At 42.2% G+C, this 17,356-nt stretch carries 9 protein-coding genes; 7 read left to right on the forward strand and 2 right to left on the reverse strand.

The window, feature by feature from the left end; all coding sequences use genetic code 11:
• Positions 1–5 precede the first annotated feature (5 nt).
• Positions 6–2,306, reverse strand: coding sequence for a phosphoadenosine phosphosulfate reductase domain-containing protein (locus MSTHT_RS01940; protein WP_048166337.1), 2,301 nt, complete (start codon positions 2,304–2,306; stop codon positions 6–8).
• 402 nt (positions 2,307–2,708) lie between these two features.
• Between MSTHT_RS01940 and MSTHT_RS01945 the strand changes: the two genes are divergently transcribed.
• The 3 genes from MSTHT_RS01945 to MSTHT_RS01955 all read left to right on the forward strand — a co-directional run bounded on the left by MSTHT_RS01945 (position 2,709) and on the right by MSTHT_RS01955 (position 5,579).
• Entirely contained in the window at positions 2,709–3,959 is a 1,251-nt protein-coding gene (locus MSTHT_RS01945; RefSeq protein WP_048166338.1) for a geranylgeranyl reductase family protein, read from the forward strand.
• Positions 3,960–4,052: 93 nt separating this feature from the next.
• The gene (locus MSTHT_RS01950; protein ID WP_048166339.1) at positions 4,053–5,306 is read left to right on the forward strand and encodes a Glu/Leu/Phe/Val family dehydrogenase; all 1,254 of its coding nucleotides are present in this window, start codon (positions 4,053–4,055) and stop codon (positions 5,304–5,306) included.
• A gap of 120 nt (positions 5,307–5,426) precedes the next feature.
• Complete coding sequence (locus tag MSTHT_RS01955) at positions 5,427–5,579, forward strand: rubredoxin (RefSeq protein ID WP_231588149.1); 153 nt, start codon at positions 5,427–5,429, stop codon at positions 5,577–5,579.
• A 255-nt stretch (positions 5,580–5,834) separates the two neighbouring features.
• Here MSTHT_RS01955 and MSTHT_RS14730 read toward each other — a convergent pair whose 3' ends face one another.
• On the reverse strand, positions 5,835–6,011 hold the full coding sequence (locus MSTHT_RS14730; protein WP_181952206.1) for a hypothetical protein: 177 nt from the start codon (positions 6,009–6,011) through the stop codon (positions 5,835–5,837).
• Positions 6,012–6,498: 487 nt separating this feature from the next.
• Here MSTHT_RS14730 and MSTHT_RS01965 point away from each other — a divergent pair, with 487 nt between their 5' ends.
• From MSTHT_RS01965 to MSTHT_RS01980, 4 genes are all read left to right on the forward strand, one after another.
• A complete protein-coding gene (locus MSTHT_RS01965) occupies positions 6,499–9,150 on the forward strand; it encodes a PAS domain S-box protein (RefSeq protein ID WP_231588150.1) in 2,652 nt (883 codons plus the stop codon).
• Between the two features lie 408 nt (positions 9,151–9,558).
• Complete coding sequence (locus MSTHT_RS01970) at positions 9,559–11,271, forward strand: hydantoinase/oxoprolinase family protein (protein WP_048166343.1); 1,713 nt, start codon at positions 9,559–9,561, stop codon at positions 11,269–11,271.
• Positions 11,268–12,845: a histone deacetylase family protein gene (locus MSTHT_RS01975; RefSeq protein WP_048166344.1), complete on the forward strand. Its 1,578-nt coding sequence runs from the start codon at positions 11,268–11,270 to the stop codon at positions 12,843–12,845. The genes MSTHT_RS01970 and MSTHT_RS01975 overlap by 4 nt, the downstream gene beginning before the upstream one ends.
• Positions 12,846–13,814: 969 nt before the next feature.
• A complete protein-coding gene (locus MSTHT_RS01980; RefSeq protein WP_052721798.1) occupies positions 13,815–16,832 on the forward strand; it encodes a NosD domain-containing protein in 3,018 nt (1,005 codons plus the stop codon).
• Positions 16,833–17,356 lie beyond the last annotated feature (524 nt).

A 17,356-nucleotide genomic window follows, 5' to 3' on the forward strand; every position in this document is an offset into this window, starting at 1 on the left:
ATTTTTCATATCTTTAACCTTTGATCCAGGTCAGGTACGAGTTTATCAAAGTATCGGGTAACCACACAGGATTCCGTACATTTTCCGCACCTGATACAGGCTTCGCTTACGTGTGGGATTTTTCCTTCGAGAGACACTGCTCCAACTGGACAGGCTTTTACACAGATTCCGCAGCCGGTACAGCGGGAAAGCCTTACAAACTGTCTTGCAGTTTCCTTAAAAAGCGAAACCGCCTTTTCCTTTGTTTCCGAACTTGCAAGCAGGTTTCCGTTCGAAAAAAATTTTACAGTTCCGGTTCTGGTTTTAATAAGCAGCATCCCCAGGTCTTCGGCATAAACCGTGTTCCCAAGCACGTTGACGAAACCTGCGGCTTCTTTTTCCCTTATGCCTTTTACTCCTGCTTCTATGGAATAACCGCCTGCACGACAGGGAGAAATTCCTCCCACGACTTCAATTTCAAAGTTTTCAGTGTTTTCTCCGGGCAGGACTGAGATTCCGAGCTCTTCAGCCAGCCTGAGCATTTTAGGCGGTAGTTCTTTCCAGCGCCAGAATCCATGTTCTACGAACTTTTCGGAAAGTCCCCGTTCTTTAGCCCATTTCAACAGGAAAGCGTTCCACTTTGCGTACATTTCAGGGTGCAGTTCTTTTACCATGGCATATTCCGCAGCAAGGGCAGATGGACAGAGCCAGCAGCCTACTCTTTCGAAGCCGAGGTCATAGAGAGGATTGTAGGAAAGCCCTCTCCAGTGGATATAGAGCCAAACCTCAATTGCCTTCCAGTCCCTGATAGGGAAAATATTGAGCTGGGCAGGGACAAAGGGATTGGTCTCGCTTGCTGCAATCCTTGCCCTTGAGAATGATTCGTGTTTTCGCTTACCGTCAATTGTCAGATAAGTCACATCACCGGAGCTTTTTAGAGAGAAATTCTCTTTCCCTGCATCAATAATGTCGCCTGCTGATGCCAGTTTGCAGACCTTGCAGCACCAGCGGAAGTCTTTTGCAGGTGGTCCGAATTTTCCTACCTGATCCCAGAAAGCGGAACCCGCGTTAGCTTCATTTAGAAGAATTCCTTTTTCCCGGCAAAAACTTCGTACAAATTCGACTGTTTCCGGAAATTCAATACCTGTGTTCAGGAAGAAAGCTTTAAGTTCTCTCTGCTTGAGAGATGCACGAGCTAGATCAAGTGCTACAAGGCTGTCTTTTCCGCCGCTGAAAGATACATAGACAGGCAGGTTTCGGTATTCTTTCCTGGAGATAATCCCGCGGATAGTGTTGATCGCATTTTTTCCAAGCACCTGGAGGTGCTTTTTATTGGCTTCTATGCATGCATCTAGATCCGGGGTTTCAGGATGAAGCGTGATCTCGCTGCCGTCAATCTTCTTTATCCTGAGAATTTTTGTCCCGGCTCCGGTTGAAGATTCCAGTTTATTCCTGTTCTTGGTTTCAGGCAGGGTTGTGTAATCCGAAAAGTCATTTCCATCGATTAAAGAAACCCCGTATCCTGTCAGGCTACCTGCGGTAATAAGGACGAAATCCCCTGCTTTTATATTGCTGTCAAAGGCTTCAATAGATTCCGAGGATACGCTTTTTCCACTAAGATGCCTGTTTGTTTTCTTAAGTTCTACTTTCCTGCCTTCAGCGTGTTTCAGGAGAATTTTTGTTCCCTGCAGGGTAGGTTCAAAGCTGTAATCCATTTTCGAGAGGTCAAACCTGAGAATTCCAAACACAAAGCCATCTACGATCACTTCATCGGTTTTATCCTCACCAGGGATCTTGTTAAGGAGAATTAGCCTCTTTCCCAGGGGATTGCAGCCAAAGGCTAAATAAAGCTCCCTATCCAGGACTTCCCTCTCATAAGGAGAACAAAAACGGACATCTGCAGGCTGTGAGAGCTGAAGGCTTTTCCCCCTACCTCCACATCTTCCACATTCCTCACCTATCAGGGGCAGGTTGCATTTTTTACACCAGAAAATCTGATCGTCTTCATACTCGAAACGATGGGAGCTCTTTTTCTGGTTAGCTATATCCGGACTTTTCTCAGAGCCACGGCTCTTGCTGAAAGCTTGCTTCCTCTCCGAAGCTCCTCTTTTAAAACCTGTTGACTTGTTTTCTGATTTGCCCTTCGGGGTTTGAGAACTCTTTTTATCAGGACTTCGAGAGGCTTTTTTGTCCGGATATCGAGAAACCTTATTACCTGAATTTCGAGATATTTTATTATCTGAAATCTGAAAACCTTTTCTATCCTGATTATTTCTCTCTGGTTCCAGCGAACCCGAAGCCTGGAATTTTTCTTTTTTCTGCTGCATAGAAACCCTGATTATTAGTTCGAGGAAATCGTTAAGTATTTGATTTTAGTTTATAGTTCAGTTTCACAAGGAATGCGTTTATCAATATATTAAAATTGTGAAGTTGAAAAACTCTATCTAAAATTTCGCCTGGAACATGTTGCGGTATAAAGGGACAAAGACAGGCGAACTTAAAAACTCAATAAAGAATCACCTGATTAATAATGAGAATCTCATCGAAAATCGTTATCTAAACGATAAAGGGTTATGCCGATAATTAAAATCCTGATCAGTAAAATTTACTTCTTCAGTACAAATATAACTTTATCTATATATTAAACTATTGATTTTAATTATACTTATGAATTATGGATATATTAAGCTTCCTGTTATGGCAAGGCTTACTCTCAAAGGTAATGTGTTATGAATTATGATGTTATTGTGGTCGGAGCCGGGCCTGTGGGATCCACTGCAGCTCGCTATGCAGCCCTGAACGGGGCAAAGGTTCTGCTGCTCGAAGAACATGCTTCCATAGGGTCGCCCGTTAGCTGTACCGGGCTTTTGAGCACCAGAGCGGTTGCAGAATGCGAACTCAAGCCTTCTGACGAGTTTGTGCTCAATTCCGTACGCGGGGCGATGGTGTACGCTCCTGACGGGCAGTGCCTGCCGATCGATGGAAAGCAAACAAAGGCATATGTGGTGTCGCGGAAAAACTTTGACCGCGCCCTTGCAGTGATGGCTGTGGAAGAAGGCGTAGAACTTTCACTCAGGACAAGGGCAGTGGGACTTGAGAAAACCAGTCCAGAGACCGGTAAGGGAGGAAATGAAGGCTCTCAGGTAAAACTAAGAGTAATCAGGAACGGAAAGCCAGAGACTATATGCACATCTGTCGTCATAGGGGCTGACGGCGTAAAAAGCCAGATAGCCAGCTATGTAGGGCTTAAAAAACCTGCCCGTGTGCTTCCGGGAATCCAGATTGAAGCTTCATATGTTTCTGACGACATCGATTTTGTGGAACTTTTCCCTGGCTCTTCTGCTCCCGGTTTTTTTGCCTGGACCGTACCTGTTAACGAAAAAATCTCAAGAATCGGGCTTGCCCTTGAACCCGGACTTGCCTGGAAAAACGGTCAGGAAGAAAATTCTCCCCTCGTTTACCTTGAGAAATTCCTCAGCTCCAATCCTCACGTAAAATCAAGATACTCAGGGGGCATGCTTGATTTTGTAGTCGGAGGAATCCCTATAGGTCCCCCAGAAAGAACAGTTACGGACGGGATTCTGCTTGCAGGTGATGCGGCAGGACAGACTAAACCGACTTCAGGAGGTGGAGTTTATACCGGAGCTTATGCAGCAAAAATCGCTGGAAAGGTTGCAGCTAAGGCTGCGCTTGAGGGGGATACATCGGCAGGGCGGCTCTCGGAATATGATGAGCTCTGGCGAAAGGCTCTTGGAAGAGAGCTTGAGATAGGCATGAAAATCCATGACTACATGGGAAAGCTGGAAGACAGACAGTTAAACGACCTTATAGGTTCGCTAAATACCCCTTCTATACTCAACACCATTACTGAATACGGCGATATGGATCATCCTTCTGTCCTTGTGAGAAAGCTAATGTTTTCAGGAAATTCCTTTAGACTTATGAAAGCTTTTGGGGCGTTCTTAAGAACCCTTTTTTAAATGCTGTTTTCTAATGGATTTAGTGAGTGTAAAGGGCAGGCTTCCAGCAGATATTTAAGCTCTGGAAACCCATTATTTAAAGGGGGAAGAACTATGGGTTCTCGTCGTTCCAAGCTTCTTGAAGATGTTAAGCAGCATCTGTGCACATGTGCAGAGGGTCTTAAGCTCACGCCTGAGATGGAAGCATTCCTGGAAATGCCTATGAGAGAACTCTATGTTTCCCTGCCAGTCCACATGGATGACGGTTCTATAAAGGTCTTTAGAGGCTTTCGGGTGCAGTACAATGAGGCTCTGGGTCCCACGAAAGGAGGCGTACGTTTTCATCCAGAGGATACCATAGAGACAACGAGAGCCCTTGCAGCCCTTATGACATGGAAATGTGCCCTTCATAAGCTGCCTCTGGGAGGGGCAAAAGGTGGGGTTATTTGCAACCCAAAAGAACTCTCACATAGGGAAATCGAGCGTCTGAGCAGGGCATATATCCGCGGAATTTACCAGATAATAGGTCCTGACAGGGATATTCCTGCCCCTGATGTTTATACAAATCCACAAGTCATGGCCTGGATGATGGATGAGTACTCAAAACTGGCAGGTAAGAACGTATTTGGTGCCATTACAGGCAAGCCGACAATCCTGGGAGGTTCGGCAGGCAGGTACGATGCCACAGCACGAGGCGGCTTATATACAGTCCGGGAAGCCGCAAAAAAACTTGGAATAAACCTGAAAACCGCAAGGGTTGCAGTCCATGGGTTCGGAAATGTGGGGTATCATGCTGCTTACCTGGCAAAGAAGATGTTCGGCTGTAAAGTCGTGGCTGTAAGCGACAGCAAAGGTGCGATCTTCTCAGCTGACGGGCTTGACCCTGAGGATGTTTCAGGGCATAAGCATTCAACTGGTTCGGTACTGAACTACCCGGGAGCAAAAACCCTTACCAATGAGGAATTGCTTGAGCTGGATGTCGAGATCTTGATTCCAGCTTCGCTTGAGAATGTTATAACCAAAGAGAATGCAGGAAAGGTCAAAGCCAGGATTCTTGCCGAGATGGCTAACGGCCCAACCACTATAGAAGGAGAAGCGATCCTCAATTCTAAAGGGGTTCACATCATCCCAGATATCCTCTGTAACGGAGGTGGAGTCATTGTTTCATATTTTGAGATGGTGCAGAACTATTCAGGCATGCAATGGGGAGAAGAAGAGATCAGGAGCCGTCTTGAGAGAAAGATGAAAGAAGCGTATCATTCTGTGTACAACTTTGCATCAAAAAACAATGTCACGATGCGGCAGGCTGCATATACCCTTGCTGTCGGTAGGGTGGTTGAAGCAATGCAGCTCAGGGGCTGGATATGAAAACTGAAAATATTAACAAAGAAGGTCCTAAATTAAGTGGATTTAACATGAATGGCAGAAACATAAAAATTTTGAAGCTAACTGAAGCCTATCAGTGATTTATCAAAAAGGGTGGTTCGAATGTACAGATGCAGCACCTGCGGATATCTCTACAATCCCAATCGCGGGGATTCCTCACAATCTATCCCTCCCAATACACCTTTTCAAAACCTCCCAAAATCATGGAAATGCCCCAGATGTGGAGCTCCCAAAGAAAAATTTAAAGAAGTCTGACAAAGGAAACCTGACACGATCTGTTAGATAAAATCATTGCGCTGCACCCTTTTACGAAAAGTCTTGACCGCAAACTTTTTAGAAAAAAGTTTGATCACAAGCCTTTTTAAAAAAGGCTTGAGCGAAAACAATGCTTTAACCAAAACAGCGTGGTCGGCGTAGTTAAGCGGCGCAACAGTTGTGCTTGAGCGTAAACTTTCTTCAAAAGGCTTGTGATCCAAACTTTATCCTAAGAAGTTTATAGGCTAGATTTTTTCAAGCTTCTTCTGCGTTTATCCTGTTTCTTTCAAGGTTCAGGATTCTTCTGATGATTAATTTTTTAGATCCGATCCCGATATCTTCATTTTCAGGGTAATTCTCCTTTACGTACTCATAAAGCTCATTTACGCTCATCTCATCAAGTTTTCTCTTGAGTAGATTAAGATCCTTCACAAAAAACACCTTCCTTGCATTTCAGGTTTTAATCCTGATCTCAATACTAGTTTTTATAATATTTGGATACACGTATGCCAATATTTTAATTTGAACATTTTTATTCAATTGTTTATATTGAACGTTTTATTTGTATACCCAAAAGTCGAAAATCCTTAAGAAGCAATCTTAGAATTCGCCGGAGTTGGCAAATTCCTCAATTTCAGGGTTTTTATTAATATATGCGGCTAATTATTCAGAAAGACAGAAATACACTGAAAAACTTATATAATTTATTTCGGATAAATTAACAGAATGTTAATATGTTAAAAGAATTTAATGATAACAGCTAACTAATGCTTAAAAAATTGACCTGAGTTCAGAACTCGAGCATAAATAATCTGTAAGCTTGAAAAGCAGCCTACTAAAAACGAAGAGGTAAGGATAGGATGGGGGCTCTGGAATAAATCGGAAAGATAGTATGGGTGCGGAAACTGAAGAAAACTGGATGAAATATTTTTTTATAAATAGCCCTGATCCTATTCTGAGAGTAGGAAAAGACGGAAGAATTCTTTATTCAAATAAGGCAGGAAAAATTTTACTTGAAACTCTTAAAAGCCAGGTTGGAGAAATAGCTCCTGCTGAAATTTTGAAGGCTGCCCGCCAGGTAGCACTTCGACAGACACCTGCACAAACTGAATTAAAAGCAGGCGAAAGAACTTATTCAATTACCCTTACTCCCATATTTCCCTGCGAAGGCACGATTATCTCAGCAACTGAGATTACTTCCCTTAAAAAAGCTGAAGAGGGAGCACTTTTAAGAAAAAGAGAACATGCAGTGCTTTCCAGAATTTACGAGCTTTCTCTCTCAATCCCCGATTTTCAAGCTCTGCTCAATCAGGTTCTGCCTCTAGTTTCAGATGCACTTGGCGTAGAATACTGCGGCGTCCTGAAACTCCTGCCTGATGGGAATTTTTTGTTTGAGGCAGGAGTTGGCTGGAACTCGAAAAATATAGGCAAGATAATTAAAAGAGACTCAGCCTCACGCGCAGGCTATACCGTACTCTCGAGCCAGCCTATCCTGCTAGAAGAACTGGATAGAAAAAATTCCATCAGGACAATGGGCCTTGAAGAAAACCAGGGCATAATTAGCGGGATAAGTGTGCTCATAGGAAGCATTGAAAAACCCTATGGGGTGTTGACAGCACACAGCATGAGGAAAGAGAAATTTACTGAAGAAGATGCTCGTTTCATAAAAGCGGTTGTAGTAATCCTCTCTTTTACAATTCAACAGAGAGAGACGGAAATCGCACTCAGAGACAAGGTATATTTCCTGGAAACATTGCTGGATACTATTCCGGCTCCTGTATTTTACAAGAACCGTGAGGGTGTTTATGAGGGCTGCAATGAGCTCTTTGCAAATATAATACTCGGGAGTTCAAAAGAAAAAGTGATCGGGCACACCATAGATGAGCTTTTTGATTCAATTCCTCCAGAATTCGGAGAGGTTTATAAGCAAATGGACAGACAGCTGTTCCAGAAAGGAGGAAGCCAGGTTTACGAGTCTAAAGTAATGTGCTCTGATGGGCTCAAAAGGGACTTTATTTTCAATAAAGCCGTGTACAAAAGCTCCTGCGGGAATATAGAAGGGATTATAGGAGTTATGCTTGATATCACAGGGCGAAAGAAAATGGAAGAGAGGCTGCGAAAAAGTGAAGAGCGATACCGCATTATTGCAGAACAAACAGGGCAGCTGATATATGATATTGACCTGAGAAACGGTCATGTTGAATGGGCAGGGGCAATAACTGAACTTACAGGCTACAGTAATAAAGAAATTCAGAACCTGGATTTTTACGGCTGGCTTGATCACATTCACCCTGAAGATTACAGAAGAGTTCAGCAATCATTGAAGAACTGCTGGAATACAGGCGGAAAAATTAATGAAGAATTCAGGTTCAAGCGGAAGGATGGAAGCTATTTTTATGTGAGAAATAAAGGGGTGTATTTGAGAGATGAAGATGGCTGTATATGCCGGGTTCTTGGGGTAATGGAAGACGTTACCGAGATTAAGAAGTCTTCAGAGAAATTGAAGGAAAGCGAAGAACTTTACAGGTCGTTCCTGCAAAATTTCAAAGGAATCTCTTTTAAGCTTGACAGGAACTTCAATCCTCTTTTTCTTGAGGGAGCTGTTGAAGAAATAACCGGGTATACGGAGAAAGATCTTTTTTCAGGCAAAATAGGATTCTTTGACCTTGTTGTCCAGGAAGACGTGCCGTTTCTCAAACGGAGTCGGGAAAAAATGATTTCTTCCCCGAACTCCATTATGGAGTACGAGTACAGGATCAGGCGGAAAGATGGAAACGTAAGATGGGTTCATGAGCTAATTCACAATGTCTGCGACGCCTCTGGAGAGACCATCTTTATCCAGGGGTATGCCTATGACATTACTCAGAGAAAAAAAGCCGAGGAAACCCTTGAAAAGGCAGAAAAAATAGGTATGAGAGAAATTCATCACCGGATCAAGAATAACCTTCAGATAGTTTCATCCCTTCTCAGTCTTCAGGCTGAAAAGTTCGAGGACAAAAAGGTTATTGAAGCCTTCAGGGAAAGTGAGAACCGTGTAGTTTCTATGTCCATAATCCATGAAGAGCTCTACAAATCAGAGGACGCGGCAAGCGTTGATTTTGCAGCATACCTCAGAAAATTGACTTCGGACATCCTTCACTCTTACAGGATAGGAAATGAAAAAATAAGGCTTATTCTCGAGGTTGAGAATACACCTCTTGGAATCGATACAGCAATTCCCCTGGGAATTGTGATTAATGAACTTTTCTCAAACTCTCTTAAATATGCATTTCCTAAAGGTACAGAAGGAAAGATCAGGATTTCCCTTTCCCGAGATGAACCTGAAAGGGGAAAGACAGGAGACGCTGAGGGAAAGAAACCTCCAGAGGAGCCTTCAAGGTTTACCCTCACCTATTCTGACAATGGAGCTCGTTTTCCGGAATATATCGATTTCAAGAAGCCCAAGACTTTGGGCTTGCAGCTTGTAAACGCCCTGGTTGATCAGATTAACGGAACAATAGAGCTCGAAAGAGGAAACGAGACAAAATTCACGATCAGGTTTGAAGATCGGGGATCAGCTTCAAAAATGTAAAAACGGCTGTATAAATGTAAAAGGAGCTGTATCTTCCCACCCGGTTAGCCCCACTTTCAAAACATGAAATATAGACAGTTTTCTTAACCAGACTGTCTTTCCACTTAATCCTGAGAGCAAATTTTTTGCATGAATGGGTCTTTTTAATTCAGAATCTTTTTGTCATATAAGCTTAAAAATACTGTCCTTGTACCCCAAAGGTACAGTAGAAGCAAATCACACAGGCTTCTATTAAGAACTCATCTGAAACTTGACATTTTAAATTTGATATAAATGGTATATACGATTGGTATATCAATGGTATATGACTGGCATATGACTGGTATACGAGCAGCATATGACCAATATTTATGACAATAAGAAAAAATAAAAGAATTGATACATAGAGCGAGGATAGGCGAATTGTGAATGCTAATAGGAATTGATGTCGGAGGCACTACTACGGATGCAGTGCTTATCCGGAATGGAGAAGTATGCAGTACTGCCAAGGTTCCCACTGAACCAGGGAGACTTCTGAATTCTCTGCTTGAAGCCTTTGATGCGGTCAGCAGAGGTGTTCCTCCTGAGCAGCTGGAAAGGGTTGTATTTAGTACGACGGTGATAACAAATCTAATTGCTGAAGGCAAAACTGATCGTGTAGCCCTGGTGCTGATTCCGGGACCGGGTGTTAATCCGAAAAGTTACAGCTTCCCTGACAGCTTTTATCTTAAAGGAGCTATGGATTACAGGGGAAGGGAAATCCAGCCTCTCGATGAGGCTGAAATCAGGAAAACCGTGGAATTGATCCGGGAATCAGGATTTACAAGAGCAGCCATTATAAGCAAATTTGGGCAAAGAAACCCTTCCCATGAACTGATGATAGAAAAAATCTTCAGGGAAATCTATCCCGGCTGCAAACTGGAACTCGGGCATAAGGTTTCAGGAAAACTGAATTTCCCGAGAAGGGTAGCTACTACCATGCTCACTTCTGCCACCAGGGAGTACTATCAGGAGTTTGTCGAGAAGATCATGAAAGCTCTTGAGGAGAGAAGAATTCGGGCTCCCGTATTTATCCTGAAAGCTGATGGAGGGACTCTCCCGGTTGAAAAATCAATAGAATTCCCTGTAGAAACTATATTTTCGGGTCCTGCAGCGAGTACGATTGGAGCTCTTGCCCTTACCCCGCAGGATCAGACTTCAGTTGTAGTGGACATAGGAGGGACTACGACAGATCTTGCACTAATTCTTTCAGGCAAGCCGCTTCTGGCTTCTAAAGGCGCAAAACTCGGAGGTTTCCTCACACACGTTCGGGCTTTTGCTGTCCGTTCAATAGCTGTAGGAGGAGACAGCGTCGTAAGGGTAAGGGAGTCGGATACAGGTGAAAAAATATTAACGATTGGTCCTGACAGGGCAGGTCCTGCTTGCTGCATGGGAGGAGAAGAGACCACCCCGACTGATGCTCTGAACGTACTTGGGCTTATCAATGTAGGAAACCCCGAACTTTCAAGCAAAGCTATTAAAGCCACAGCTTCTGAACTGGGAAAATCCGAAGCTGAAACTGCAGCTCTGATAGTGGATAAAGCTGCACAGATGATTGCTGATGCAGTCAATGAGATGTTTCTTGAGTGGGAACAGGAGCCTGCCTACAGGGTATGGGAAGTCCTGCAGGAGAAAAAGGCGAGACCTGAGAACGTGGTTGGAATAGGAGGAGGAGCAAAAGGTCTCATTGCCGGGATTGCGAAAAAACTCTCTGCCAAACCTGTCACCCCAGAGTATGCTGAAGTAGGAAATGCGATAGGGGCAGCTATTGCAAGGCCCACGCTTACCATAAACCTGCACATTGATACTGAGCAGCAGATATATTCAGTAGCTGAGGAAGGGGAGATAGTCAGTCTGAGTGCAGCAAACCTTGGGAATTTCAATAAAATACACCTCGAAGAAGCTGAAGCCTTTGCTGCACAGCTCCTTAGGAAACGTGCAGAAGAATTTGGAATTTCCGAGTATGCGGATGAAGCCGAGATTGTTAATAGTGAAGTTTTCAATGTCGTCAAGGGCTGGTATACCACAGGGCGGCTTTTTGACGTGAGTATGCAGATTCCTGCGGGCTTAATCCCGGGATGGAAAAGGAGGGAAAAAGCATGAAACTGGGGCTTGGAAAAATCAGGGATGTACTGAAAACTGGCTCTGGCGCAGGTATGCAGCAAGAGAAAAAAGAGCATGCAGAAGGAAGAAGCAAGGCAGAGAAAGAAGAAACCCGGATAATAGAGAGTGAAGAAAATAAGCCTGAGACAAATGAGGGAAATTTAATGGAATCCAAAAAGACAGGACAGGAGACAAAACAAGAATCTCTATCCCCGGCAGACCGTTCCAGAGCCAAAAAGACAGGTCTGGTTTTCTTCCCGGCTTTTGACTGGGCTATTTCGCCGACCCATCCGGAAAGAGAAGAACGCCTCCTCTATACCAGGGACCAGATCTTTGAAGAAGGCCTGATGGATCTGCCGGAAATAGCCGAATATAAACCCCGTCTTGCTGAGTACAGGGATATAGCCAGAGTCCACTTCTGTGTGCCTGACATAAAAACCCAGGCTACAGTTCCCCATCTTATCGCAGCAGGGAGCTGCCTTGTGCTCGGGGATGCCTTGATGAGAGGGGAAGTTAAGAATGCTTTTGCGCTTGTCCGCCCACCCGGTCACCATGCAATGACAGTAGCACACGGAAACAGAGGGTTCTGCAATATAAATAACGAAGCTATTCTTGTAGAATACCTGAGAAAAAAATATGGAATCCGCAAGATTGCAATCGTGGATACTGATGTGCATCACGGGGATGGAACTCAGGAAATCTTCTATAATGATCCGGATGTGCTTTTTATTTCTTTCCACCAGGACGGAAGGACTCTTTACCCCGGATCGGGCTTCATAAGCGAGCTTGGGGGTCCAAAAGCGCGTGGCATGACAATTAATATTCCCCTGCCGCCTGGAACCCCTGATGAGGGCATACTTTATGTGCTCGATTCTCTCGTACTTCCCATTATAAAAGATTTCAAGCCTGAACTGGTTCTGAACTCTGCTGGACAGGATAACCATTATACCGATCCACTTGCGAATATGCGCTTTTCCGCACAGGGATATGCAAAATTGAATGAGAAACTTGCCCCTGATATGGCTGTGCTTGAGGGCGGCTACGCAATCCAGACGGCACTGCCTTATGTAAACACAGGCATAATCCTTGCAATGGCAGGGCTTGATTATTCCTGCGTAAGGGAACCTGACTTCAAGCCAGGGATGTTTGTCCAGGCCTCAAGGGATAGAAAGATACTGGAAGAGACCGTTGCAGCCCAGCTCGAAAACTGGAAAAACCGGGACAGGCTTGTAGAAGCCGAAGTAGCAAAATACGGAGAATTCTACAGCCGGAGAAAGCAGATCTTTTACGACACAGATATGATTCAGGAGTTCCAGGAAGAAAGAATCCGGATGTGCCCTGACTGCCAGGGCTACAAGACCATAGATTCCCACGCTCACAGGAGCGTATACGATACCAGGATTTTTGGGGTCTCGGTTCCGATTTATGCCTGTGAGAACTGCCAGGCTGAAGCCAGGGAAGAGTACAGAAAAAGGCTTGATGATATGAAATATGACCAGATCTACCTGCAGGATAAAAAAGGGGATGAATACAGGGCATATAATACGAGAACAAAGCAAGAAACGGTTTATTGAGATGGGGAAAGAATTTGTTAAGCAGGAATAAATTTATTAAATGTTATAAGGTTTTTTCTTTTCATCCTGCTTATTTCCCTTTGTTTTTTCTAGCCCTTTAATTTTGTAATCTCTTATTTTTCTGTAATCTCTATTTTTCTGTAATCTCTATTTTTCTGTAATCTCTATTTTTCTGTAATCTCTATTTTTCTGTAATCTCTATTTTTCTGTAATCTCTATTTTTCTGTAATCTCCGAAATCTTTTTTGTTTTTCATCCAGCATATTATCGACCTGAAGCAAGTTTTTCCAGTTTCCTGCTATTTTAAAAGATTGTGGGACGTTGAGTGAACTATTTTCAGATTTTTATGTTCAAACTTTTTTATGTTCAAATTTTTTTATATTCAAATTTTTGATTCATTTTTATCAGTATCCTTTTTAAGAAGTATATGAAAAGCTGTGCATCTTCTTTAAGAAATAATTTGTGAAAAAAGCATCATTTTATAGGGAAACTTACTAAATATATTAATTTTATCCTTCAAAATCAAATAATCATGCTGTTCGCAGGTTTGTAGATAAATTAAAACCGGGATTGGATGACTGCGGGGAAGTTGAAATATTCTGATAAACGCTATCAACAGGCAGGTAAAGATAAAAAAAAGTTAAGATGTTGTCAGCGTTAACTTATTTTCAGTTTGTTATAATCGAAAAAGATGGTGGAGACTAAACGAGAAAGAAGTAGTAAGAGAATTCCAGCAAGCTGAGACGTTATTTTACGATTTTGTGTTTTTTAATAGTACCAGAAGTATATTGATAGAAACCGTTATGTTTATATTCTAGTCACGATTATTTTCTAATTAATTTAAGGGAGTGATATTTATAATTACTTTTATCTGTATGGAGGAATTAGCATAAATAGATTAAAGTTTTTACTACTAGCATCTTTTATTTTCACACTAAGTTCCTTTATCGGAGCAGCTGCGACATATACTGTGGCCGCTGACGGTACGGGAAACTATGCGACAATACAGGCTGCAGTGGATAATGCGAATTCTGGTGATACAATTATCGTATCCCCGGGAACCTATTATGAGAACATCATTATAAATAAAATCGGACTAAAGGATCTGGAGCTGAGGTCTGCATCCGGTGATCCTGCGAATACAATAATAGCCAACTCTACAGGCAGTCATGTAATCTCTATGAGTTATGGAGATAATTTAACAATTAAAGGATTTACGATCAGTGGAGCTGGAACCGGAAATGCAGGCATCAACATGGTTGGAAGTCACCATTGTACAATTGAAAATAATATATTTTCGAATAATGCCCTTGGAGTACAGCTGACTTCAAGCTCCACTTACAACACAATTCGCAACAACATATTTTCTAAAGAAACTGCTGCTGGCACAGCAATTAATATTGCGAGATCTGGATCTAACGAAATCTCGGGGAATACAATCTCAAACCACAGTTCTGGAATTCTTATTGGTGGATCTGATGGGAACAAGCTCTCAAGTAATATTGTAAGCCAGAGTATTGAAGACGGTATACTTTTGCAAGCAAATTCAAAAAATAATATTCTTGAAAACAATCTCGTAAGTACCAGCGGAAGATATGGAATCTATTGTGCAAATTCAGTCGATAATAAACTGATTAGCAATATGGTGTCCAATGGTACCAATGGGATTAATCTTGTATTTTCCCCTGGAAGCACAATCTCAGGCAATGACGTATCATTTGCCCGTGACCATGCTATCTTTCTGGATAACTCCAGTAATACTAACGTGGAAAACAATAGTGTTTCAAGCAGTCCCTACGGAATAGCTCTGAGATATTCTAACAATAGTAACGTAGTTAACAATTATGCTTACAACAATACCAGAGGCATTTATATTACCCTGTGGTCAAACAACAACATGCTTTCAGGCAATAAGGCATATTCAAATAATAACGGTATTGTTCTTGTATACAGTGCCAATAATAATATTATCGAAAACAATGAAGTAAATTCAAATAACAATTACGGCATCGTACTAGGGAATGTATTCGAAAATAAAGTGTTAAATAACAAAATATCGCAAAATGACAGGGGAATTTCCCTCGATGATTCATCCGTAAAAAATACACTCTCAGGCAATATTGTGAACTCAAATAGAGGTTATGGTATTCGTCTGGATAACTCTGACTACAATAATATTACCAGCAACATTGTCCAGTCAAATAAGAACGGAATTTACCTGGTGAATTCTAATAACAGTTACCTTATTAATAATACCGTGCCTGACAGTGAGAGAGCTATCCAACTGTGGAGCTCAAGTAATGACAAGCTTATTAACAATATTCTCTCAAATAACCGCAATTATGGAATTCTTCTGGATAATTCCAGCAATAATGAACTTTCCGGAAATACGGCTTTTAACAGCACTGTAGGCATTTCCCTGAGCTCGTCAGTAGATAACAATGTTTCAGGTAATACTATCAGTTGGAATAGCAATCATGGTATTTTCCTGTGTGCCAGAAGCCTCAATAACCTTATCTATAACAATAATTTTAACAACGCCGTAAACACCAACGTTAGAAATGATAAGTGCACCTGGAATGTAGCAAATACCAGTGGTAGAAACATTATGGGTGGTCCATACCTTGGCGGCAACTACTGGGCAAAACCTGATGGTACAGGCCATTCACAGATCACACCTGATGAAAACAATGACGGATTTGCAGATGAGCCATTTATTACGAGCAACGTTACAGACAACTTACCCCTTATAGATGTTCCTGACCCGATTGCTCCGATTGCAGATTTCAGTGCCAATCCAACTAAGGGAATTGTCCCGCTCACGGTTGAGTTTAAGGATCTCTCAAAATATGCAACCTCGATAAGCTGGGACGTTAATGGTGACGGAAAATCAGACGGTAATAATAGTACTCTTGTTTATGTGTACGATACCCCAGGGGACTATTCTGCCACTCTGACAGCGACAAATGAAAACGGCACGAGTACAAAATCTATAACAATAAATGCAGAGGAGTTTATAGTTTATCCTGTCGCCGACTTCAGTGCCAATCCCATGAGCGGTTATACTCCTCTTTCAGTCCAGTTCACTGACCTCTCACAGAATGCAATCTCAAGGAACTGGGATATTGGCATTGATGGAACTATTGAGTCTACAAATGCCAGCTTTACCTATGTGTTCTCAGTGCCTGGAAGTTATCCTGTCAGATTAACCGCCATTAATGAGAACGGCACTTCCTCAAAGGATTTGACAATAACTGCGACAAAGAAGAATTCAGGTGGTGGTGGCAGCCGTGGCGGCGGTGGCGGTGGGGGTGGTTCCCCAGAGCCTGCAAGAAATGTGGATGTAAAGGAACTTTCACAGGTACGCGTTGTAAGCGGAAATTCTGTGAAATTTGATTTCCCGAAGAATGCCACCTGTGTTGTTTATGTGAGTTTTGATGCAAAGAAGACCGCAGGCAAGACCACAACCATTGCCGAGCAGCTCAAAGCAAAATCAACCCTGACTTCAAATCTGTCCTCAGGTGAGGTTTATAAATACTTCAACCTCTGGGTCGGAAATGCAGGGTTTGCAACGGAAAAGAATATTGAAAACCCTGTAGTGTGCTTCAAGGTTGAAAAATCCTGGCTTGAGGATAAGAACATAGACCAGAATTCAATCACGCTTAACAGGTACAGCGATAAAAAATGGTCTGAACTGCCCGTAAAGCTGTTGAGAGAAGATAGCAAATATCTGTACTTCAAGGCAGACACCCCAGGCTTCACCCACTTTGCAATAACAGGGAATACCATAGAGAAACCCACGGCTGATACAAAGCCTGCGGCTGAAACTTCAGAGCCTGAGGAGAAAAACACAACAGTAAATGAAACCAAAAAGGAACAGAATTCTCAGCAGGGAACCGGGAAGGATAAAGTTACAAGCATACCCGGATTTGAAGGACTTTGTGTTGTAGCCTGCCTTATTACATTATTCCTGCATAAGAAAAAATAACAGCCAAAAAGAAAAAATAGAAACAAAGATGGGAGTAAAATCAGAAAGAGAAAGCGAAAATAAGGAAAAAATGATTAAAAAAGAAAATAGAAGACAAGAATTCGATAAGCAGAAAAGAAAATAAAATAAAAGATAAGAATTCGATAAACAGAAAATAAAATAAAAGATAGAAATTCAATAAAAAGGGCAGGATAAAGATATCAAATCTTTTCTTTATCTTGCCTTCTTTTTCTTTTTGATTTTTCTTATTTTTGTGACTTTTTATGATTCTCCCTCTTTATAATAACCTTTAATTGTTTCACCAGTTTTTTCCTGGATTTTCCGTTTTTATGAACTGCTCTCACGCTTTCCAGTATGTTATCCTTCCCAGAATATTTTATAGGAACGATATTGGGATGAACTTTTTAATGTGCAGCCGATTTTTATGCAGTCAGTTCTGGTTTATTTAGCCAGAATCCTCTTTTTCACGCTTGAGGGTTTTATTGAGCCAGAACAGTCTTTTTTACGTTTGAGGGTTAAGTTTT

The sequence above is a fragment of the Methanosarcina thermophila TM-1 genome (assembly GCF_000969885.1).
Taxonomy (GTDB): Archaea; Halobacteriota; Methanosarcinia; order Methanosarcinales; family Methanosarcinaceae; genus Methanosarcina; species Methanosarcina thermophila.